The following is a 15,377-nucleotide window of genomic DNA, read 5'->3' on the forward strand; positions in this document are numbered from 1 at the left end:
TATACTATGGTCCTTGGCAGGGGCAAGGGGTCTCAGACAAAACTAATCATTTGTCTGGGGCCCCTTTTTCGTCTGGTCGCATCAATCAGGAAAGTGCTTGCAACTCCTGGGCGATGTCAGTACACTAAATTTAATCATATTTTAAGAATAGAGGCATTGTGATGAAATTGAATCAGTTTGCGCGCTTAGACCCCGATTTAGCGACAAAGCGTCAGGAATTAGCTAAGATTGGCCTGCTCAATTCGACCATTCAAGAGCTTAATCGTTGTATTCAAATCGTCTATCCAAAGCTTTTCCCTGAAGCTTACTCAAAAACAGCTAAACATGAAGCAATGGCGGCGATTGCCGTCACCGCAGACCAAGACTTAGCCTCTTGGTTGGCAACAAACCCGACGCACATTTCCCGATCTGCTTTTTACACAGCGGCTCTCCAACTTTTGGGGTTTGAAGCCGGCACCGATTTTGATTTAGACGCTCCGCAGAAATTTATGGATGAAACTAAATTACCTTATGTAGCGGCCGACATTCAGACCACAGAAGATTTCGTCAACGCAATTTATTTACTTTTAACTACTAGAACCCCTCATCTCGTCAACTATCTTGACGATTTGGCTAACCGTGGCTTCTTTAAGCAATTCCATAAAAATCCGGGCTTCGTCATTTTTAATGGTAAGGTCCAACAAACCTTTAATCCTGATGAAGTCTTACGCGAAGTTGTGTGGATTGAATCTGACCTAGACTCTGATCACGATGGCAAAAAAGATTTATTAGAAGCAACCATTTTCAGACCTGCTGCCACCGGGGTTGGACTCAAAGTCCCTACTCTTTTCACGGCTAATCCTTATTTCCATGGAACCAATGATAAGCCAGATCTTACCCACGAAGCCGAGAATGTTCTTAAGGTTAAGACCACCAGCCATTCCAAGGCTGACGTGAGCTATACACCAGCGGCATCGGAGAACCTAACTGGTCAGACCATCACTGGTTCATCCCAGACAGTTGAGGTCTACGGCGCAGAAAATGGCATCTATAGCTTGAATGATTACTTCTTGGCGCGAGGGTTTGCTGTCGTCTATTCTGGCGGGATTGGCACTCGCGGTTCTGATGGTTTTCGGAGCACAGGTGGCGCGGATGAAACCGCCTCTGCCGTGGCCGTAATTGAATGGCTGACTGGCGCGCGTCAGGCCTTTACGAATCGGACCGATGGCATCACGATTGATGCTTGGTGGTCCAATGGTAATGTCGCCATGACTGGCAAATCGTATTTGGGCACCTTGGCCATCGCGGCTGCCACCAGCGGCGTGAAGGGCCTCAAGACGATTATCTCCGAAGCTGCCATCTCCAGTTGGTATGACTATTACCGTGAAAATGGGCTGGTTGTTGCTCCTGGTGGTTTTCAAGGTGAAGATGCTGATGTCCTGGCCGAAGAGACTTTTTCTAGACAAAAGCAAGGCGGCGACTATTTGAAGGTACAAGCCGCCTGGAAAACCCATTTAGCTGCCATTACTCGCGACCAAGATCGCGAAACCGGCGACTATTCCGCCTGGTGGGACGAACGCAATTATCGCAACAATTTAGCCAACATCACGGCTGACATTGTCAGCGTTCATGGCTTAAATGACTGGAATGTCAAACCAAAGAATGTGATTAAATTCTGGGAGGGCATTCAAGACCTGCCGGTGGCTAAGAAGTTGTTCCTGCATCAAGGTCAACATGTCTATTTGAACAACATTCTCTCATTAGATTTCACCGATATGATGAACCTGTGGCTCAGTCACGAATTGCTCGGTGTCGATAACCATGCAGATACCGTGTTGCCCGATGTCACCATTCAAGACAATCTGAAAGCTGAAACCTGGGACACAGTCGCAAACTTTGGGGAACTTAATCCCGACGTGACCGTTGTCAAAACACCGCTGGTGGCATTCGACCGGCCTAGTGATAGTTTTGTCGATGGTGCCAAGGCCACATATGTGAAAGCCGCTGACACTCCCGCCACTTTTGAGCGCGCGATTATCCAACCGAAGAGCGAGTATGCCAATGACCGATTAGTGCTGACGTTACCCCAATTGACCCATGACTTAATTCTTGAAGGTACGCCAAGCATCGATTTACGTTTGAGTATCGATCAACCGACAGGCATCTTAAGCGTCCGGTTAGTTGATCTCGGCCCAGCGACCCGGTTTACTGAAACACCGGCGATTGTCGCCGGTAAAGGCTATCAGTTGGCTTACGATTACAAAACCGATAATATTTTAGAGTTTAAACCGGCGGCTAAACCAACAGCTGTTAAGCTCATTTCCTTTGGCCATATCAATCTCCAAAACCAAGCCAATAGTTACACAAGTGCTACAATAATTCCCGATGAACCATTCACGATTCATCTCGACTTGCAGCCTACTCATTACCACATTCCGGCTGGTCGCCAACTGGGGCTGATTATCCACGGGGCGGATATGGCGCAAACCATCCAACCAGATCAGGCCGTCGCTTTCCATTTCGATTGGCAGCAAAGTCAAATTACGCTACCACAATATAAGTAGCGGGAACAAAGAAAATTATGATATCGAGGTGTGTACGATGACTAAATCTCCGATTAAACGTATCATTGCATTAATCGCGTTGATTATTGCCGTTGTTGTCTTCTTCATGGGTTACGACAAAACGACAGTCTTATTCTTAATCATTTCTGCATTTGTCGCGTTCGCCCTCAAATAGTCAGACAAACAGCGGCCCCAACAAACAAATCGTTTGTGGCACCGCTGTTTTTTTTAAGCCTTAAGGAGGCACTATATGGCAAATCCTGCAGTTAACACAATTCTAGCGCACATGTTACACGATGAGACCAGTGACATTCAGGCCGTCCAAACGACTCATCGCTTGGCCCTGATTGACGCCTGGCAGATTCAACCGGGCGAACACATTCTTGAAATTGGGTCCGGCCAAGGCGATATGCTCGCAGCCTTAGCCTATGCGGTCGGCCCCACTGGGCAGGTCACCGGCGTCGATATCGCCAGCCGAGACTACGGCGCACCTTACACAATCGGTCAAGCCATTGATGCCTTACTGGCCACTGACTACGGCCCACGGTTGCGGGTCTATTTTAATCGCGATATCAGCCAAGGGACAGACTTTTTGAATGAGACTCACTTTGATCGCGTGGTGTTGGCCCATTCGTTGTGGTACTTCGACTCATTGGCCCAACTCGCTGAAACACTGCGCGTCGCCAAAGCGCTCAGCTCAGAGATTCTGTTAGCCGAATGGGACCTTGAAATGACTGCAGCGGCTCAGCAAAATCACTATATCGCCGCCAGCGTTCAGGGCCAGCTCCGTTTGTTCAGTCCGCACTCAAAAGCCAACATTCGCACGCTAATCACCAAACCTCAAGTCAACGATTTGGCCAGACAGCTGCAACTGACCGTTGCCGATCAGGGTGTAGTGGTTGATCCGGCCATGCAGGATGGCCAGTGGGAAGTCAGCTACGTTCAAAGTGCTTTTACCCCTGACAAAGTGATAAATCGGGGCGCCTCCCCTGAAATCGCGACTTTTCTCACCGATCAGGTGGCCTTAATTCATGGTCGCACCGTACCGTTAAACACCTTCTGGTTTCGACTGCAAGATCACTAAAAAAACTTGGACCGCCATCGGGCGATCCAAGTTTTTTTAGTAAAGTTCCAAGTATTGTTCACGTTCCCAATCAGAGACTTCTTGGCGATACGCCGCCCATTCTAAGTCCTTAGAATCCATGAAACTTTGATACAAGTGATTCCCCAACGCACCTTTGACGACTTCATCGTTAGCCAGTGCCTTCAAGGCATTGTGTAAAGTAGATGGCAAATCTTGAATGTGATTGGCCTTGCGTTCATCGTCTTGCATGCGGTAAATATTCCGATCAACCGCTTCTTCTGGTGTGACCTGATGTTCAATCCCGTTGAGGCCAGCTTCCAAAATTGCAGCGATTGCCAGATATGGATTAGCAGTTGGGTCAACGCTCCGCAATTCTAAGCGAGTCGACAAGCCCCGAGATTGTGGCACCCGAATCAGTGGTGAGCGGTTCTTCCCCGACCAAGCCACATAGACTGGCGCCTCAAATCCAGGCACCAATCGCTTGTATGAATTAACAGTAGGATTGTTAATCGCCGTCAACCCACGAGCATGTTGCAACAAACCACCTAAGAAATGCATCGCGGTTTCGCTCAATTGGTCTTCGCCGTTTTCATCAAAGAAAACATTCCCAGTCTCGTTGAAGAGACTCATGTTAATATGCATCCCGCTCCCGTTAATCCCATGTAAGGGCTTTGGCATAAAGGTCGCATACAAACCGTGTTTCCGCGCTACCGTCTTAACGACTAACTTAAACGTTTGAATTTGGTCCGCTGCCTTCAGGGCATCAGCGTATTTGAAATCAATTTCGTGCTGACCTGGGGCCACTTCATGGTGAGATGCTTCAACTTCAAAGCCCATTTTTTCAAGTTCTAAGACGATGTCCCGGCGGCAATTTTCACCTAAATCGAGAGGCGCAAAGTCAAAATACGAGCCTTTATCATTCAATGTCAATGTGGGATGGCCATCTTCATCCAACTTAAATAAGAAAAATTCGGGTTCTGGTCCAATATTGAAAGCACTGTAACCAGCAGCCTTCATTTGATCCAGGATGCGGATCAAATTATTCCGAGGGTCACCAGCAAACGGTGAGCCATCAGGCCGATGAATCGAACAAATCAGACGCGCAACCTTGCCGTGATCATTCTCCCATGGGAAAAGTAACCAGGTGTTCAAATCTGGGAAGAGTAGCATGTCACTCTCTTCAATCCGGACAAAACCATCAATTGAAGAACCGTCAAAGGCAATCTTGTTATTAAGCACCTTTTCAAGTTGGCTGATGGGCACTTCCACGTTCTTGATGATGCCGTTGACGTCGGTAAACATCAACCGAAGGAATTGAACATTCTCATCTTTGACAATCTGACGAATCTGATCTGCAGTGATTTCTGATTTGGCCATAAGGGTTGCTCCTTTATTATGTAGTGGCTAAAAGCCTTGTTTGATTCGAGGGGCTGGGGTAAAACGACTTTGATTCAAGAGTTCCTCACGCAACATCTGTCGAGCTTCCGCATCACTGGGATGTGGAACACTCTGATCTTGCAGGCGTTTGATTTCGCCTAGCGTCAACCCACTGGCCAATTGTGCCTTAATCGCAAGTAAATCTTCTACGTCGACCAATGCATAAAGCCGGTGATTGCCGGCATTACGCTGCGGCTGAATAAGTCCTTGTTTCTCGTAGTAGCGAATCTGACGGGCACTCAATTCAGTGAGCGCAATAACTGTACCAATCGGAAGAACAGCCCGCTGACGAACATCGTGAATCTCAGTCATTACCCAGCCCTCCTTCTCATGTGCTTCATGATACCAATCTGAAAAAGGCCTGTCAATTAATCATGTCAGATTATCTGACATCAGTGCCTTGTTTATAAAAAAAGAACCCGACCATCTGTCGAGTCCCATTGCGAGGCTAGTCGTTAAAGAAGGTATCTTGGGCCGCCCCTAGAATCGCTAATTTAATATGTGCATACGTCAAGCCGCCTTGCAGATAAAGCGTGTATGGCGGCCGAATTGGGCCATCAGCGGAGAACTCAATCGTCGAGCCTTGAACAAAAGTCCCACTGGCCATAATGACTTCATCTTCATAACCAGCCATTCGCTCAGGAATAGGCGTGACAAAAGAATCAATGGGCGAATACCGCTGAATGGCTTCTGCAAACTTCACCATCGGGTCTTTAGCTCCAAAATTAACTGTTTGGACGATATCAGTTCGCGGCGCATCCCAACTTGGGCTGACCGTTAACCCCAAGGCTGCCAGCAATGCGGCTTCAAAGATTGCCCCCTTAATGGCTATTCCGGTTGCTTGGGGTGCCATAAATAACCCCTGATACATGCCAGCTAAAGCCGACCCGGTCGCCCCTTCAGCACCACCAAGGCCAGGCACAGTGAAACGATAGCTCACTCGCTCAACCAAATCCTTACGGCCGACAATGTAACCACCGGTGGGCACAATACCACCGCCGGCATTTTTGAACAGCGAACCCGCCATGAGATCAGCCCCGACATCCAGCGGTTCCCGAGTCTCTGAGAACTCACCATAAGCATTATCAACGAAAATCCACGCGTCCGGATGCACTTCCCGAACCGCTGCAATCATAGCTGCAATTTTGTCGATGGTAAAAGAATCACGGGTCGCATAGCCTCGAGAGCGTTGAATAGCAACCACTTTAGGCTTGCTAGCCAGGCGGGCTTGAACGGCTGGCACATCGACTTCACCCGCCGCAGTCAACTCAACAAAGCCCGTTTTGATCCCATATTCAGTTGGGCTGCCCACGCCATCTCCAGCCATGCCCAGGACCTCTTGAATCGTGTCATAGGGTTCACCGGTAATATACAGAATTTCGTCACCGGGCCGCACTAAGCCTAGCAAACCGACACCAATGGCATGCGTGCCTGAAATAAATTGTGGCCGGACCAGCGCATCTTCGCCACCCAGCACTTGCGCAAAAATCATTTCAAGCACATCGCGCCCCTCGTCGTTGTGGCCATAGCCGGTTGAGCCATTCAGATAGCTTTCAGCCACATGATGATCTCTGAAAGCCTGGAGCACTTTAGCTTGATTGTCGAGCACCTGCTCATCAATAGTCGCTAATTGCGGCTGAATTTGTTGATCAACTTGCTCAAGAACCTTCAATAATTTCGGATCTAGATTATCACGATACCCCATTTATTCTCCTCCGTTTAACCAGGTTTGTACCTGAGTTTCAATTGCGTTCAATTGCATTGGTTGCTGTAATAAATCAAACCAGTGCGTCGGCATTTGGTGCCGAAAATACGTTAATTGCCGCTTGGCGTAATGCCGCGAGTTTTTTTGAATCGTCGCCACCACATCTTCTAGGCTGGTTTCACCGGCAAAATACGGCAAAAATTCTTTATAGCCGATGGCCTTAAGCGCCTGCGCGTCCGGTCCCGCTTCCCGCAGCACAGCACGGACCTCGGCCTCTAACCCGGCTTGCATCATCACCAGCACCCGGTGATTAATCCGCTCATACAACAAGGCGCGCTCAGTTTCTAAGCCAATCACATCAGTATCAAACGGCACCAGTGGTTCTGGCTGATTTGAAAAAAGTTGGCCAGTCGCAATCACTTCAAGCGCCCGAATCACGCGCCTGGTATTGGCTGGCGGAATATTGGCCGCTGCCGCCGGATCCACGGCATTCAGCTGCTGCCACAACCATTGGTCACCCTTTTGCGCCAATTCAGTTTGCAACTTGGCACGCAATGGCGTTGGCGGCGCGGCGCCACCCAAGGGTAATCCAAGCCTGAGTGCGTTTAAATAGAATCCCGTTCCGCCGACAATAATGGGCAATTTGCCTCGGATGGTAATATCCGCAATGGCTGCCGTAGCTTTAGCTTTAAACTCGACGACTGAGAACGGATCGCGCACGGACACCAAATCAACTAAATGATGTGGAACACCTTGCGTTTCAGCCGGCGTGACTTTAGCCGTGCCAATCGCCATCTCGCGATAGATTTGGTACGCGTCACCATTAATGACCTCACCGTCAAATTTCTTCGCTAAGTGGACACCTAAATCTGTTTTGCCGACGGCTGTTGGTCCAACAACCATGAGCACTTTCGGTTTGTTATTATTCATTTCATCACCTGAATCTAGTATAATGAAATTAGCAACAAAGTTCAGCAATTGGAGGTGTTTTTCATGAAACACAAATTTGCCAAAGGATTCTTTGTCGGGACGCTAATGACAATCAGTGCCGTTGCCGGCAGTGTCTTTGCTTTCAAGAAGCGTTACATCGAACCTGTTGAAACCAAGGTTGATGAAATCAACGATAACCGCAAGAAAGCTAATCGCAAGCGTTTATCAGCCCACCAAGGCTAACCCAAAATAAAAAGCGTTGTGACAAAACATGTTTTGTCACAACGCTTTTTTAGTCGACTTTTTTGTTAGCTTTGGTTTTACCGGACCATTCATTATAGCCCTTCTTCAACCAGGAAACCTTCTCAAAACCAGCTTTTTGCATCCGTCGAGCGGCCCGCACCGACAGGGACCCAGTTGTATCATAAAGGTAAACTGGTAAATCCTTTCGCAATTCAGCCATGCGATCGCGCAACTGCGTGTACGGTAAGCTGCGCGCCCCGAGAATGTGGCCAGCATCGAATTCGTTCTTTTCACGTAAGTCAATGATTTGCGTTTTGCGCATATCCGCTTCAAATTCTGCGGCATCGATCTCGCCACCAATGGCACGGACTTGTTGTTTCTGCCAGGCAAGATAGCCCCAGTTGCCGGCCCATAAAATGAGCGCAGCACCAACGATAATCAGTAAAATACTCAGCAATGTCTCGACTCCTCTACTTCAATGCCAATGAGGCTGCCCCAATGACTCCGGCAGTATTACCCAACGTTGCCAAACGCAACTTGGTGGTTTCGCGGACATTTGGGAACGTGAATTGCTTAAAGTAAGCATCGACCCGAGTCAACAAGAAGTCCCCAGCAGCAGAAACCCCACCGCCGATGACGATATACTTAGGATTTAACATGTTACCCACGTTACCCATGGCTAAGCCGAGGTAGTAGCTGACCTTATCAACTACCATGAGGGCTAACTTGTCGCCTTCTTTGGCGCAATCAAAAACAATCTTTGAAGAGATTTCGTCGCCGTCGTCAAGAATTTCTTTTAACTTCGAGTTGCCAGCAAATTCTTCGGCCATATCCCGAGCCACGCGAACCACACCAGTGGCACTGGCAACAGTCTCTAAGCAACCATGCTTCCCACAGGTACAAAGATAGCCATTAGGATCAACAGTGACGTGGCCTAGTTCACCAGCGGAACCGGCAATCCCGTGCAACAGGTTACCGTCAGCGACGACCCCGCCACCAACACCAGTACCCAAGGTAACGAAGGTGACATCAGGATTATTATCACCGGCACCCTTCCAGCGTTCACCTAAAGCAGCCACATTGGCATCGTTATCGATAGAAAATGGAATCCCAGTGCCCTTTTCAATATCTTTTTTAACGTTTTGCTTGGTTTTCCAGTTCAGGTTAAACGCGCCTGTGACTGTGCCAGCTTCAATATCAACTGAGCCAGGCGAACCCATCCCGATTCCAACAAAATCTGCGGCTTGCATGTTGTACAAATCAAGATGTTCATTAATCGAATCAATGATGTCAGGCACGATATGACTACCTTCATCCAAGATATTGGTATCAATACTCCACCGTTGTTGAATGTCGCCATCCAAAGTTAAAATTGCGAACTTAGCGGTCGTGCCCCCAAGGTCGACCCCGATTAATTTCTTATCTGCCATGCTGATTCCTCCGTAATTGTGAATTTAAAGGTGTTTTTTCTTCTTGCTCATGTTCATGCCGCAAAATAATTTTGGCCGTTGAATAAGTCTTATGATCAATCATGCCTGCGGTGTGCAGACGGTCAATCTCCAGTGCGGCTAACTCGATATCCCACAACCGTTCGCCAACATGAATGTAAGTGCCGAAACGTTTTAATAACTGCAAAATATCATAATAAGTTTTCATTAGCCGCGATACCCCAGCACCAGTAGCGCCGCTGCAGCCAATACGAACAGCCCGCCGGTCAACCACCGACGACTGACTGAAATCTCGCCTAAGTTTGGGGCCCCGACGGCACCAGCAACTAAGAAGCCACCGACTAAGCCACCAATGTGCCCACTAATGTCAATCCCTGGCGAGAACAGATTGAACACTAAGTTCAAGCCAACTAGTAATAGATATTGACGTGACAACTGCCGTACCGCGACATTGTCCCTGAAAACATCACCCAGCAATAAGAAAGCCCCTAACAACCCAAAGATTGCCGTGCTGGCACCAGCTGAGAGACTATTTGGATTAAAAACAAAACTGGCAATGTTACCAGCAATCCCACTCGCTAAATAGATTACTAAGAAGCGCCAGTGACCAAAAATGGATTCAGTCATTAACCCTAAATAGTAGAGCGAAACCGCGTTAACGACGAGATGCATCAAGCCAATATGCAAGAACATTGGGGTGATGAAACGCCACCACTGACCTTGCAGAATTGACAAGTTGTACCGAGCCCCAAAGTTTAACAGTACTAAGCTGTCTTGAGAGCCCCCCGCTAACACTTCCAAGATAAAGACAATGATTGTCACTGCTAACAGCCCATACGTGACGTAGGGCATGTTGTTTAATCGCCTCATCAAGTCATCCTTTCTGTGTCTGTCATAACAAAACGCAACACCCCAAATCAAAACCCGATTCAGGGTGTTGGCATTTGATTATTACTAAATCCACTGCGCACTGACGCCACCATCCAAACTGGCTGGTGTCAGACAGCCACAAGGTATTCCTCAAACTGGTTTATACCAGCTATTCTTGTAGTAGTGTAGCATTTTTTTAAAGCGCTGCCTAGCCATTAATAGAAGTTTGATGCGCGGAATAACTGGAATCTGCTTTGATATTGTTCATGGCATAATAATCACTGAACATTTGCTTGGCAATCGTCAAATTATAACCTTCAGGATCATTTTGTAAGTTAGGAACGACGACCGCAATGGCAATTTTGGGATCCTTTGCTGGCGCGAATCCAACGAAACTCAAAGTCGTCGTTTCGATTTGCTTAGAAGTCGAATCATCTGGGTCAACCCGCGTAAACGTTTGGGCCGTCCCAGTCTTGCCGGCAACCCCTGGGTTGAGCGTATTTAATGGCGTGGCGGTGGTCCAACCGTTTGTCCCGTGGACAACCTGCCACATTCCCTGCTTCACCAAATCAATCTGCGATTGGGTCGAGCCAACTTTGGCAAGGACTTTAGGTTGGGTGGTGGAGAGAATTGGTCCCTTTGAGCCATCGCTTAACATTTGACTGATGGACTGAACTAGGTAGGGTTGCATCCGGTAACCATTATTCGCAATAGTCGAAATATACTGAGCCATCTGAATCAACGTGTAGGGATCATAGTTCCCGTACGACAAGTCTAACGCCGACCCAACGGCTAACTTACCATCGGAACTCTTGGTTGGCCCGGGAAAGCTGCTGGCTTCGCCGGGTAAATCAATCCCAGTTGCCTGGCCTAAGCCAAACTCAGAGAAATACTTCCGCATTTTGGTGAAAATATCGTTGTCTAAGCTCAGGTAGTTCGATGGGCTGTACTTTGCATGACCTTCAGCCATCGCCAAACGCATCATATAGATGTTAGACGAAACGGATAATGCCATTGGGGCATCCAAGGATGAGAAGGTCCCCACTGGGTACACGGACTTCTTCACCGGCGTGCCAGGAAGATAGATTGGCACATCAGAAAGGGTGTTATTGTTAACGGAGATGACGCCATCTTGCAACGCACCTAAGACAGTTGCCCCCTTTACGGCAGACCCCATAACGAACACGCGATTAATCGCGCCCAGAGCATCATCAGTCAGTTCATGGGTTTTGATATTCTGGTTCTCACCCGCCAGGGCTAGAATTTTCCCAGTTTTTGGATCCATGGCCACTGCGTAGGCGCCATCAGAATAAGTCGCATTCCCGGCTGCCAACGCTTGCTTGAAGGTGGACTTGAGAATGGCCTCGACTTTAGCCTGGTATGCCGAGTCGATGGTCAAATTCAGGTTAGCGCCTTGTTGGCCCTTAAATTCTTGGATTTGCTGCACAATTTGATTGTTATTGCCGACTTCGACTTGGGTCTGACTCTTAGCCCCTTTAAGAACATTTTCGTATTCTTTCTCCAGGTAGCTGGTTCCGACACGGTCGTTACGGGCATAGCCGTTCGCCAAGTAGGTCTGTAACCCGTCAGCTGGCAACCCGGCCTTCTCGGTCGACACACGCCCGATGATACTGGTCATCGAATCGCCATTCGGGTAATTGCGCTGCCAATCAGTGCCCAGATTAATCCCTGGCATTGAGGTCAGGTTTTCGCCGACAGTCGCGACTTCAGTTTCGCTTACATTCTCACTTTTGATGTAAACCGTTGAGAGCTGTGTCGCCCCGTTCATGATTTTGAAAATTGCTGCCGCCTGCGCCACCTTGGCTTTGTCGGCAGGTAGATGGGCTTTCACATAATCGACTTGGGCCGTGTAGAAATCAGTCGGCTTGGTTGTGGCTAGTGCTTGATCGGCTTTGGAGAGGTGCGTCGTAATCTCCTTGGCATAATCATCATCAGCCAAGTAGTAGTCTGCGTAATCACGTGGCTGCAAGCCGTCGGTTGGTTCAGAAATGTACGTGGCCAATTTATCAGCCAACTTACGCATTTGTGCGCCAGTCACACCCACACTCTTGGTGTATGTGATGGCGCTATTCGCTTTATTCGTCACTAAAGGCCGCCCTTGACTATCAAAAATCAAGCCCCGGGGCACATTCCCCGTGACGACTAATTTATCAGTGCGGTCAACTTCAGCGACAAACCGGCTACCATTGAGAATTTGCAGGTAAGCCAGTTGGCCAACCAATGCGGCGAACAACAAAAAAACAATGAAAAATAAGAAATTCAAACGAAAAGGGATTTGAGACTTTTCGCGTTTAGGTTTTGGCGTGCGAATATACTTCAAAACGAGACTCCTTTGTCACTGCACGGTAACGGCGTGTTAATATGAGTATTATACCTTACTTAGCAGGTGAATGTTACCGGTTCTCATGGTTTATAAAAGCTTTAACCACTCTTCATCTGTCACTTTGTCTGGAGGATCCTATGCACACACGACGCACCCAATGGCCCTGGTTTGGGGCCGCTTTTTTATTACCAATTGTCATTATGGCCAGTTACTTTGCGGCTCGAGGGGTGTTTCCCTTTGGCAACCAAAGTATCTTAACCGTTGATTTAGGCCAACAGTATATTGATTTCTATAGTTATTTTCGACAAACGATTCTAGGCCATCCAGACCAATTTCTCTATAGTTTTAACAAAGCCCTTGGTGGCGACATGCTGGGCGTTTGGACCTATTATCTGATGAGCCCGTTCAACTTAGTCCTTGTGCTTTTCCCTAAGGGCATGCTGGATTCTGGCATTGTCGTGCTGACGTTACTCAAGTATGGCGCAGCTAGTTTGACAATGGCCATCTACTTACGCCATCACCACGTCCAGAAATGGTGGCTGCTCTTATTTGGCCTCGCCTACGCGTTGTCTGGGTGGATGTTGGCCAATCAGCTCAACATTATGTGGCTAGATGGGGCCATCTTACTCCCCTTGGTGGCCCTCGGGATTGACCGCTTACCGAATCGTTTCCCGGGGCAATACATGTTGTGGCTAACTGTAGCCTTGATTGTTAATTACTACATGGGTTATATGATTTGCCTCTTTGTTATTGGTTATTTCTTCTATGCTAGTGTTCGCGACTGGCAATCCTGGCGAGCATTTGTCCGCCGTGGTGTGAAATTTGTCGGGGCCTCCTTGGTTGCTGCAGGTATCAGTGCTTGGCTGTTACTACCAACCTTCTTTCAACTGACCCAGTCGAAGGGAACCTACACGGTTAAAACCATTCACTGGCAATTGGAGTACGCCCCCGCCAAAATTTTTGGGAAACTAATCACCGGCTCATTTAATTTTGACCAAATGCCTAGTGGCCAACCCAATATTTTTGTCGGGAGTGTCGTGCTCTTACTCGCCTTAGTGTATTTCCTGGCTAAGCGCATTCGTTGGCAGGAAAAATTAGCTGCTGGTCTGTGGAGCGCATTTTTAATTTTTTCGATGATGTTTGAGCCCCTCGATTTACTTTGGCACGGGATGCAATTTCCCGTGTGGTATCCGTATCGGTTCTCGTTTGTGGTCACTTTCTGGTTAATTCTCTTGGCTGCTCGAGGTCTACAATTCCTGCCCGATGGGCTGAGCACCGTTCAAATGTTGGTTCTATTAGTTGCTACTGTCAGTCTGGGCTTGTACGTGGGTTTGAATCTCGATAATTTCAGCTATCTTGATACCCCACAACTGATTATTACTTTGAGCTTCATGGGCTTAACCCTGATTATGCTGACGTTATACAATGCCCAAAGTCACTTGGGCCCGAGGCTGTTTGCCCTGGTTGGGATGATTGAACTGGCAACCAATGCAGTCTTGACGCTCAATCAACTGAGTTATGTCAGCCATTCGGATTACCACACCTATACCGAGAGCCTTCGCCAAGCGGTCAATGAATTGCCAAATGATTCGAGTTTCTATCGCGTGGGCAAAACCGTTTTGCGCACTAAAAATGACGCCATGCAGATCGGGTACAATGGTACCGATCAATTCAATTCAATGTTTGAACCAGCCGTGCCGGCGTTTTACGGCGAAATTGGTCAGCCTGCAGGCGACGGGTTTGTCGCCTATACCGATGGCACCTTGATTACAGATGCCTTACTGGATCTCAAATACTTCATCGATCGGACCCCGCAGCTCCAATCTGGTCTCAGTGGCGCCTTCTTGCCGAGTGTTTCAGCTCGACCTGACTTCAACGACTACGAACGCATTGGCAAAACTAGCAATCTCGCCTTGTATGAGAATCCCTATGCTTTGGGGATCGGCTTCATGGCGAGTGCCAATATTCTCAAAACGAATCTTTTTGCTGACGCGCCATTGGCCAATCAAGAACAAATCTTGGCCGATCTCACCGGCCGGGCTTACCAACCGCTGTTTAGTCGCGTCACCACCACAACTTCGACCAAGGGCGTCAAAAAACAAACCAACGGAACCACGATCACGTATACCAAGGATCCGTTGACCAAAACAGCCAGCATCACCCTCCACTTCACTGCGACAACCAGTGATCCATACTACCTGACCATCGGCCGCGCCTTTACTGACAACGCGGCCAGTATTACACTCAATGGCCAAGCGGTTCCGGTCTATGACACTTTCCGTGACACTGTCGCACTCAATGTCACTCCCAGCGCGTTAAACAAATCCCAAAGCCTGACAATCACTTTGAATAATTCCAGTCTAGACTTTCGGGATGTGGCCCTATACCGCCTTGATCGCGCACAGACCGTCAGCGACCTGAATTCACTGAGACAACAACCACTCAAGGTCACTCAGACCAATAGTCGCAGTTTAACAGGCACAGTCACTGTCGCCAAGTCACACCAAGTGCTCATGACCACCATTCCAGCAGCACCTGGCTGGCATGTGACTGTCGATGGTAAGCCGCACAACACTAAGACAGCTCTTGGTTTATTTCAAACCATCGCGCTCACACCTGGTAAGCATGTGATTCACTTTAGTTATTGGCCACCTTATCTCAACCTGGGACTTATGATATCTGTGACCAGTTTGACGATTACAGGCCTATGGTGGCTGTTTAGCCCTAAACCCGGCCGCCATTTCAAACGTCACAAACGATAACAAAAAAAGAG

Annotated in this window: 14 protein-coding genes; 5 read left to right on the plus strand and 9 right to left on the minus strand. The window is 48.2% G+C overall.

Going from position 1 to position 15,377, the window contains the following annotated elements:
- The first annotated feature begins 161 nt into the window (after positions 1–161).
- The 3 genes from FC34_RS02715 (at position 162) to FC34_RS02720 (ending at position 3,627) form a co-directional block, all read left to right on the plus strand.
- Positions 162–2,543 carry a Xaa-Pro dipeptidyl-peptidase gene (locus tag FC34_RS02715; protein ID WP_057893842.1) on the plus strand — a complete coding sequence of 794 codons (2,382 nt, stop codon included), beginning with the start codon at positions 162–164 and terminating at the stop codon, positions 2,541–2,543.
- Between the two features lie 37 nt (positions 2,544–2,580).
- Positions 2,581–2,718: a hypothetical protein gene (locus FC34_RS09595; protein WP_157052207.1), complete on the plus strand. Its 138-nt coding sequence runs from the start codon at positions 2,581–2,583 to the stop codon at positions 2,716–2,718.
- A gap of 75 nt (positions 2,719–2,793) precedes the next feature.
- Entirely contained in the window at positions 2,794–3,627 is an 834-nt protein-coding gene (locus tag FC34_RS02720) for a class I SAM-dependent methyltransferase (protein ID WP_057893843.1), read from the plus strand.
- Positions 3,628–3,663: 36 nt separating this feature from the next.
- On the opposite strand, the gene glnA is transcribed toward FC34_RS02720, so the two are convergent.
- From glnA to miaA, 4 genes are all read right to left on the minus strand, one after another.
- On the minus strand, positions 3,664–5,004 hold the full coding sequence (gene glnA / locus FC34_RS02725) for a type I glutamate--ammonia ligase (RefSeq protein ID WP_057893844.1): 1,341 nt from the start codon (positions 5,002–5,004) through the stop codon (positions 3,664–3,666).
- 27 nt (positions 5,005–5,031) lie between these two features.
- On the minus strand, positions 5,032–5,376 hold the full coding sequence (locus FC34_RS02730) for a MerR family transcriptional regulator (protein WP_057893845.1): 345 nt from the start codon (positions 5,374–5,376) through the stop codon (positions 5,032–5,034).
- A 136-nt stretch (positions 5,377–5,512) separates the two neighbouring features.
- The gene (locus FC34_RS02735; protein WP_057893846.1) at positions 5,513–6,769 is read right to left on the minus strand and encodes a methionine gamma-lyase family protein; all 1,257 of its coding nucleotides are present in this window, start codon (positions 6,767–6,769) and stop codon (positions 5,513–5,515) included.
- Positions 6,770–7,699, minus strand: a complete 930-nt coding sequence (miaA, locus tag FC34_RS02740) for a tRNA (adenosine(37)-N6)-dimethylallyltransferase MiaA (protein WP_057893847.1) — start codon at positions 7,697–7,699, stop codon at positions 6,770–6,772.
- Positions 7,700–7,762: 63 nt separating this feature from the next.
- Between miaA and FC34_RS02745 the strand changes: the two genes are divergently transcribed.
- Positions 7,763–7,942 carry a DUF3042 family protein gene (locus tag FC34_RS02745; protein WP_057893848.1) on the plus strand — a complete coding sequence of 60 codons (180 nt, stop codon included), beginning with the start codon at positions 7,763–7,765 and terminating at the stop codon, positions 7,940–7,942.
- A gap of 49 nt (positions 7,943–7,991) precedes the next feature.
- Here the strand turns inward: FC34_RS02745 and FC34_RS02750 are convergent, their stop codons facing one another.
- The 5 genes from FC34_RS02750 to FC34_RS02770 all read right to left on the minus strand — a co-directional run bounded on the left by FC34_RS02750 (position 7,992) and on the right by FC34_RS02770 (position 12,601).
- The gene (locus tag FC34_RS02750; protein ID WP_057893849.1) at positions 7,992–8,399 is read right to left on the minus strand and encodes a rhodanese-like domain-containing protein; all 408 of its coding nucleotides are present in this window, start codon (positions 8,397–8,399) and stop codon (positions 7,992–7,994) included.
- A gap of 13 nt (positions 8,400–8,412) precedes the next feature.
- Positions 8,413–9,372: an ROK family glucokinase gene (locus FC34_RS02755; RefSeq protein WP_057893850.1), complete on the minus strand. Its 960-nt coding sequence runs from the start codon at positions 9,370–9,372 to the stop codon at positions 8,413–8,415.
- Positions 9,362–9,598: a YqgQ family protein gene (locus tag FC34_RS02760; RefSeq protein WP_057893851.1), complete on the minus strand. Its 237-nt coding sequence runs from the start codon at positions 9,596–9,598 to the stop codon at positions 9,362–9,364. Before FC34_RS02760 ends, FC34_RS02755 begins: the two co-directional genes overlap by 11 nt.
- Positions 9,598–10,260, minus strand: coding sequence for a rhomboid family intramembrane serine protease (locus FC34_RS02765; RefSeq protein ID WP_057893852.1), 663 nt, complete (start codon positions 10,258–10,260; stop codon positions 9,598–9,600). Before FC34_RS02765 ends, FC34_RS02760 begins: the two co-directional genes overlap by 1 nt.
- Before the next feature lie 208 nt (positions 10,261–10,468).
- Positions 10,469–12,601 (minus strand): peptidoglycan D,D-transpeptidase FtsI family protein, encoded by a 2,133-nt coding sequence (locus FC34_RS02770; protein ID WP_057893853.1) that lies wholly within the window; start codon positions 12,599–12,601, stop codon positions 10,469–10,471.
- Between the two features lie 140 nt (positions 12,602–12,741).
- Between FC34_RS02770 and FC34_RS02775 the strand changes: the two genes are divergently transcribed.
- Positions 12,742–15,366, plus strand: coding sequence for a YfhO family protein (locus FC34_RS02775; protein ID WP_057893854.1), 2,625 nt, complete (start codon positions 12,742–12,744; stop codon positions 15,364–15,366).
- Positions 15,367–15,377 lie beyond the last annotated feature (11 nt).

This window comes from Lacticaseibacillus brantae DSM 23927 (assembly GCF_001436115.1).
GTDB classification, from domain to species: domain Bacteria; phylum Bacillota; class Bacilli; order Lactobacillales; family Lactobacillaceae; genus Lacticaseibacillus; species Lacticaseibacillus brantae.

Excerpts from the sequence above, each read along its gene's own strand:
- FC34_RS02765 (WP_057893852.1), bottom strand. The coding sequence starts at position 10,260 with ATGAGGCGATTAAACAACATGCCCTACGTCACGTATGGGCTGTTAGCA.
- FC34_RS02715 (WP_057893842.1), top strand. The coding sequence starts at position 162 with ATGAAATTGAATCAGTTTGCGCGCTTAGACCCCGATTTAGCGACAAAG.
- FC34_RS02775 (WP_057893854.1), top strand. The coding sequence starts at position 12,742 with ATGCACACACGACGCACCCAATGGCCCTGGTTTGGGGCCGCTTTTTTA.
- miaA (WP_057893847.1), bottom strand. The coding sequence starts at position 7,699 with ATGAATAATAACAAACCGAAAGTGCTCATGGTTGTTGGACCAACAGCC.
- FC34_RS09595 (WP_157052207.1), top strand. The coding sequence starts at position 2,581 with ATGACTAAATCTCCGATTAAACGTATCATTGCATTAATCGCGTTGATT.
- FC34_RS02760 (WP_057893851.1), bottom strand. The coding sequence starts at position 9,598 with ATGAAAACTTATTATGATATTTTGCAGTTATTAAAACGTTTCGGCACT.
- FC34_RS02730 (WP_057893845.1), bottom strand. The coding sequence starts at position 5,376 with ATGACTGAGATTCACGATGTTCGTCAGCGGGCTGTTCTTCCGATTGGT.
- FC34_RS02735 (WP_057893846.1), bottom strand. The coding sequence starts at position 6,769 with ATGGGGTATCGTGATAATCTAGATCCGAAATTATTGAAGGTTCTTGAG.
- FC34_RS02745 (WP_057893848.1), top strand. The coding sequence starts at position 7,763 with ATGAAACACAAATTTGCCAAAGGATTCTTTGTCGGGACGCTAATGACA.
- FC34_RS02755 (WP_057893850.1), bottom strand. The coding sequence starts at position 9,372 with ATGGCAGATAAGAAATTAATCGGGGTCGACCTTGGGGGCACGACCGCT.
- FC34_RS02720 (WP_057893843.1), top strand. The coding sequence starts at position 2,794 with ATGGCAAATCCTGCAGTTAACACAATTCTAGCGCACATGTTACACGAT.
- glnA (WP_057893844.1), bottom strand. The coding sequence starts at position 5,004 with ATGGCCAAATCAGAAATCACTGCAGATCAGATTCGTCAGATTGTCAAA.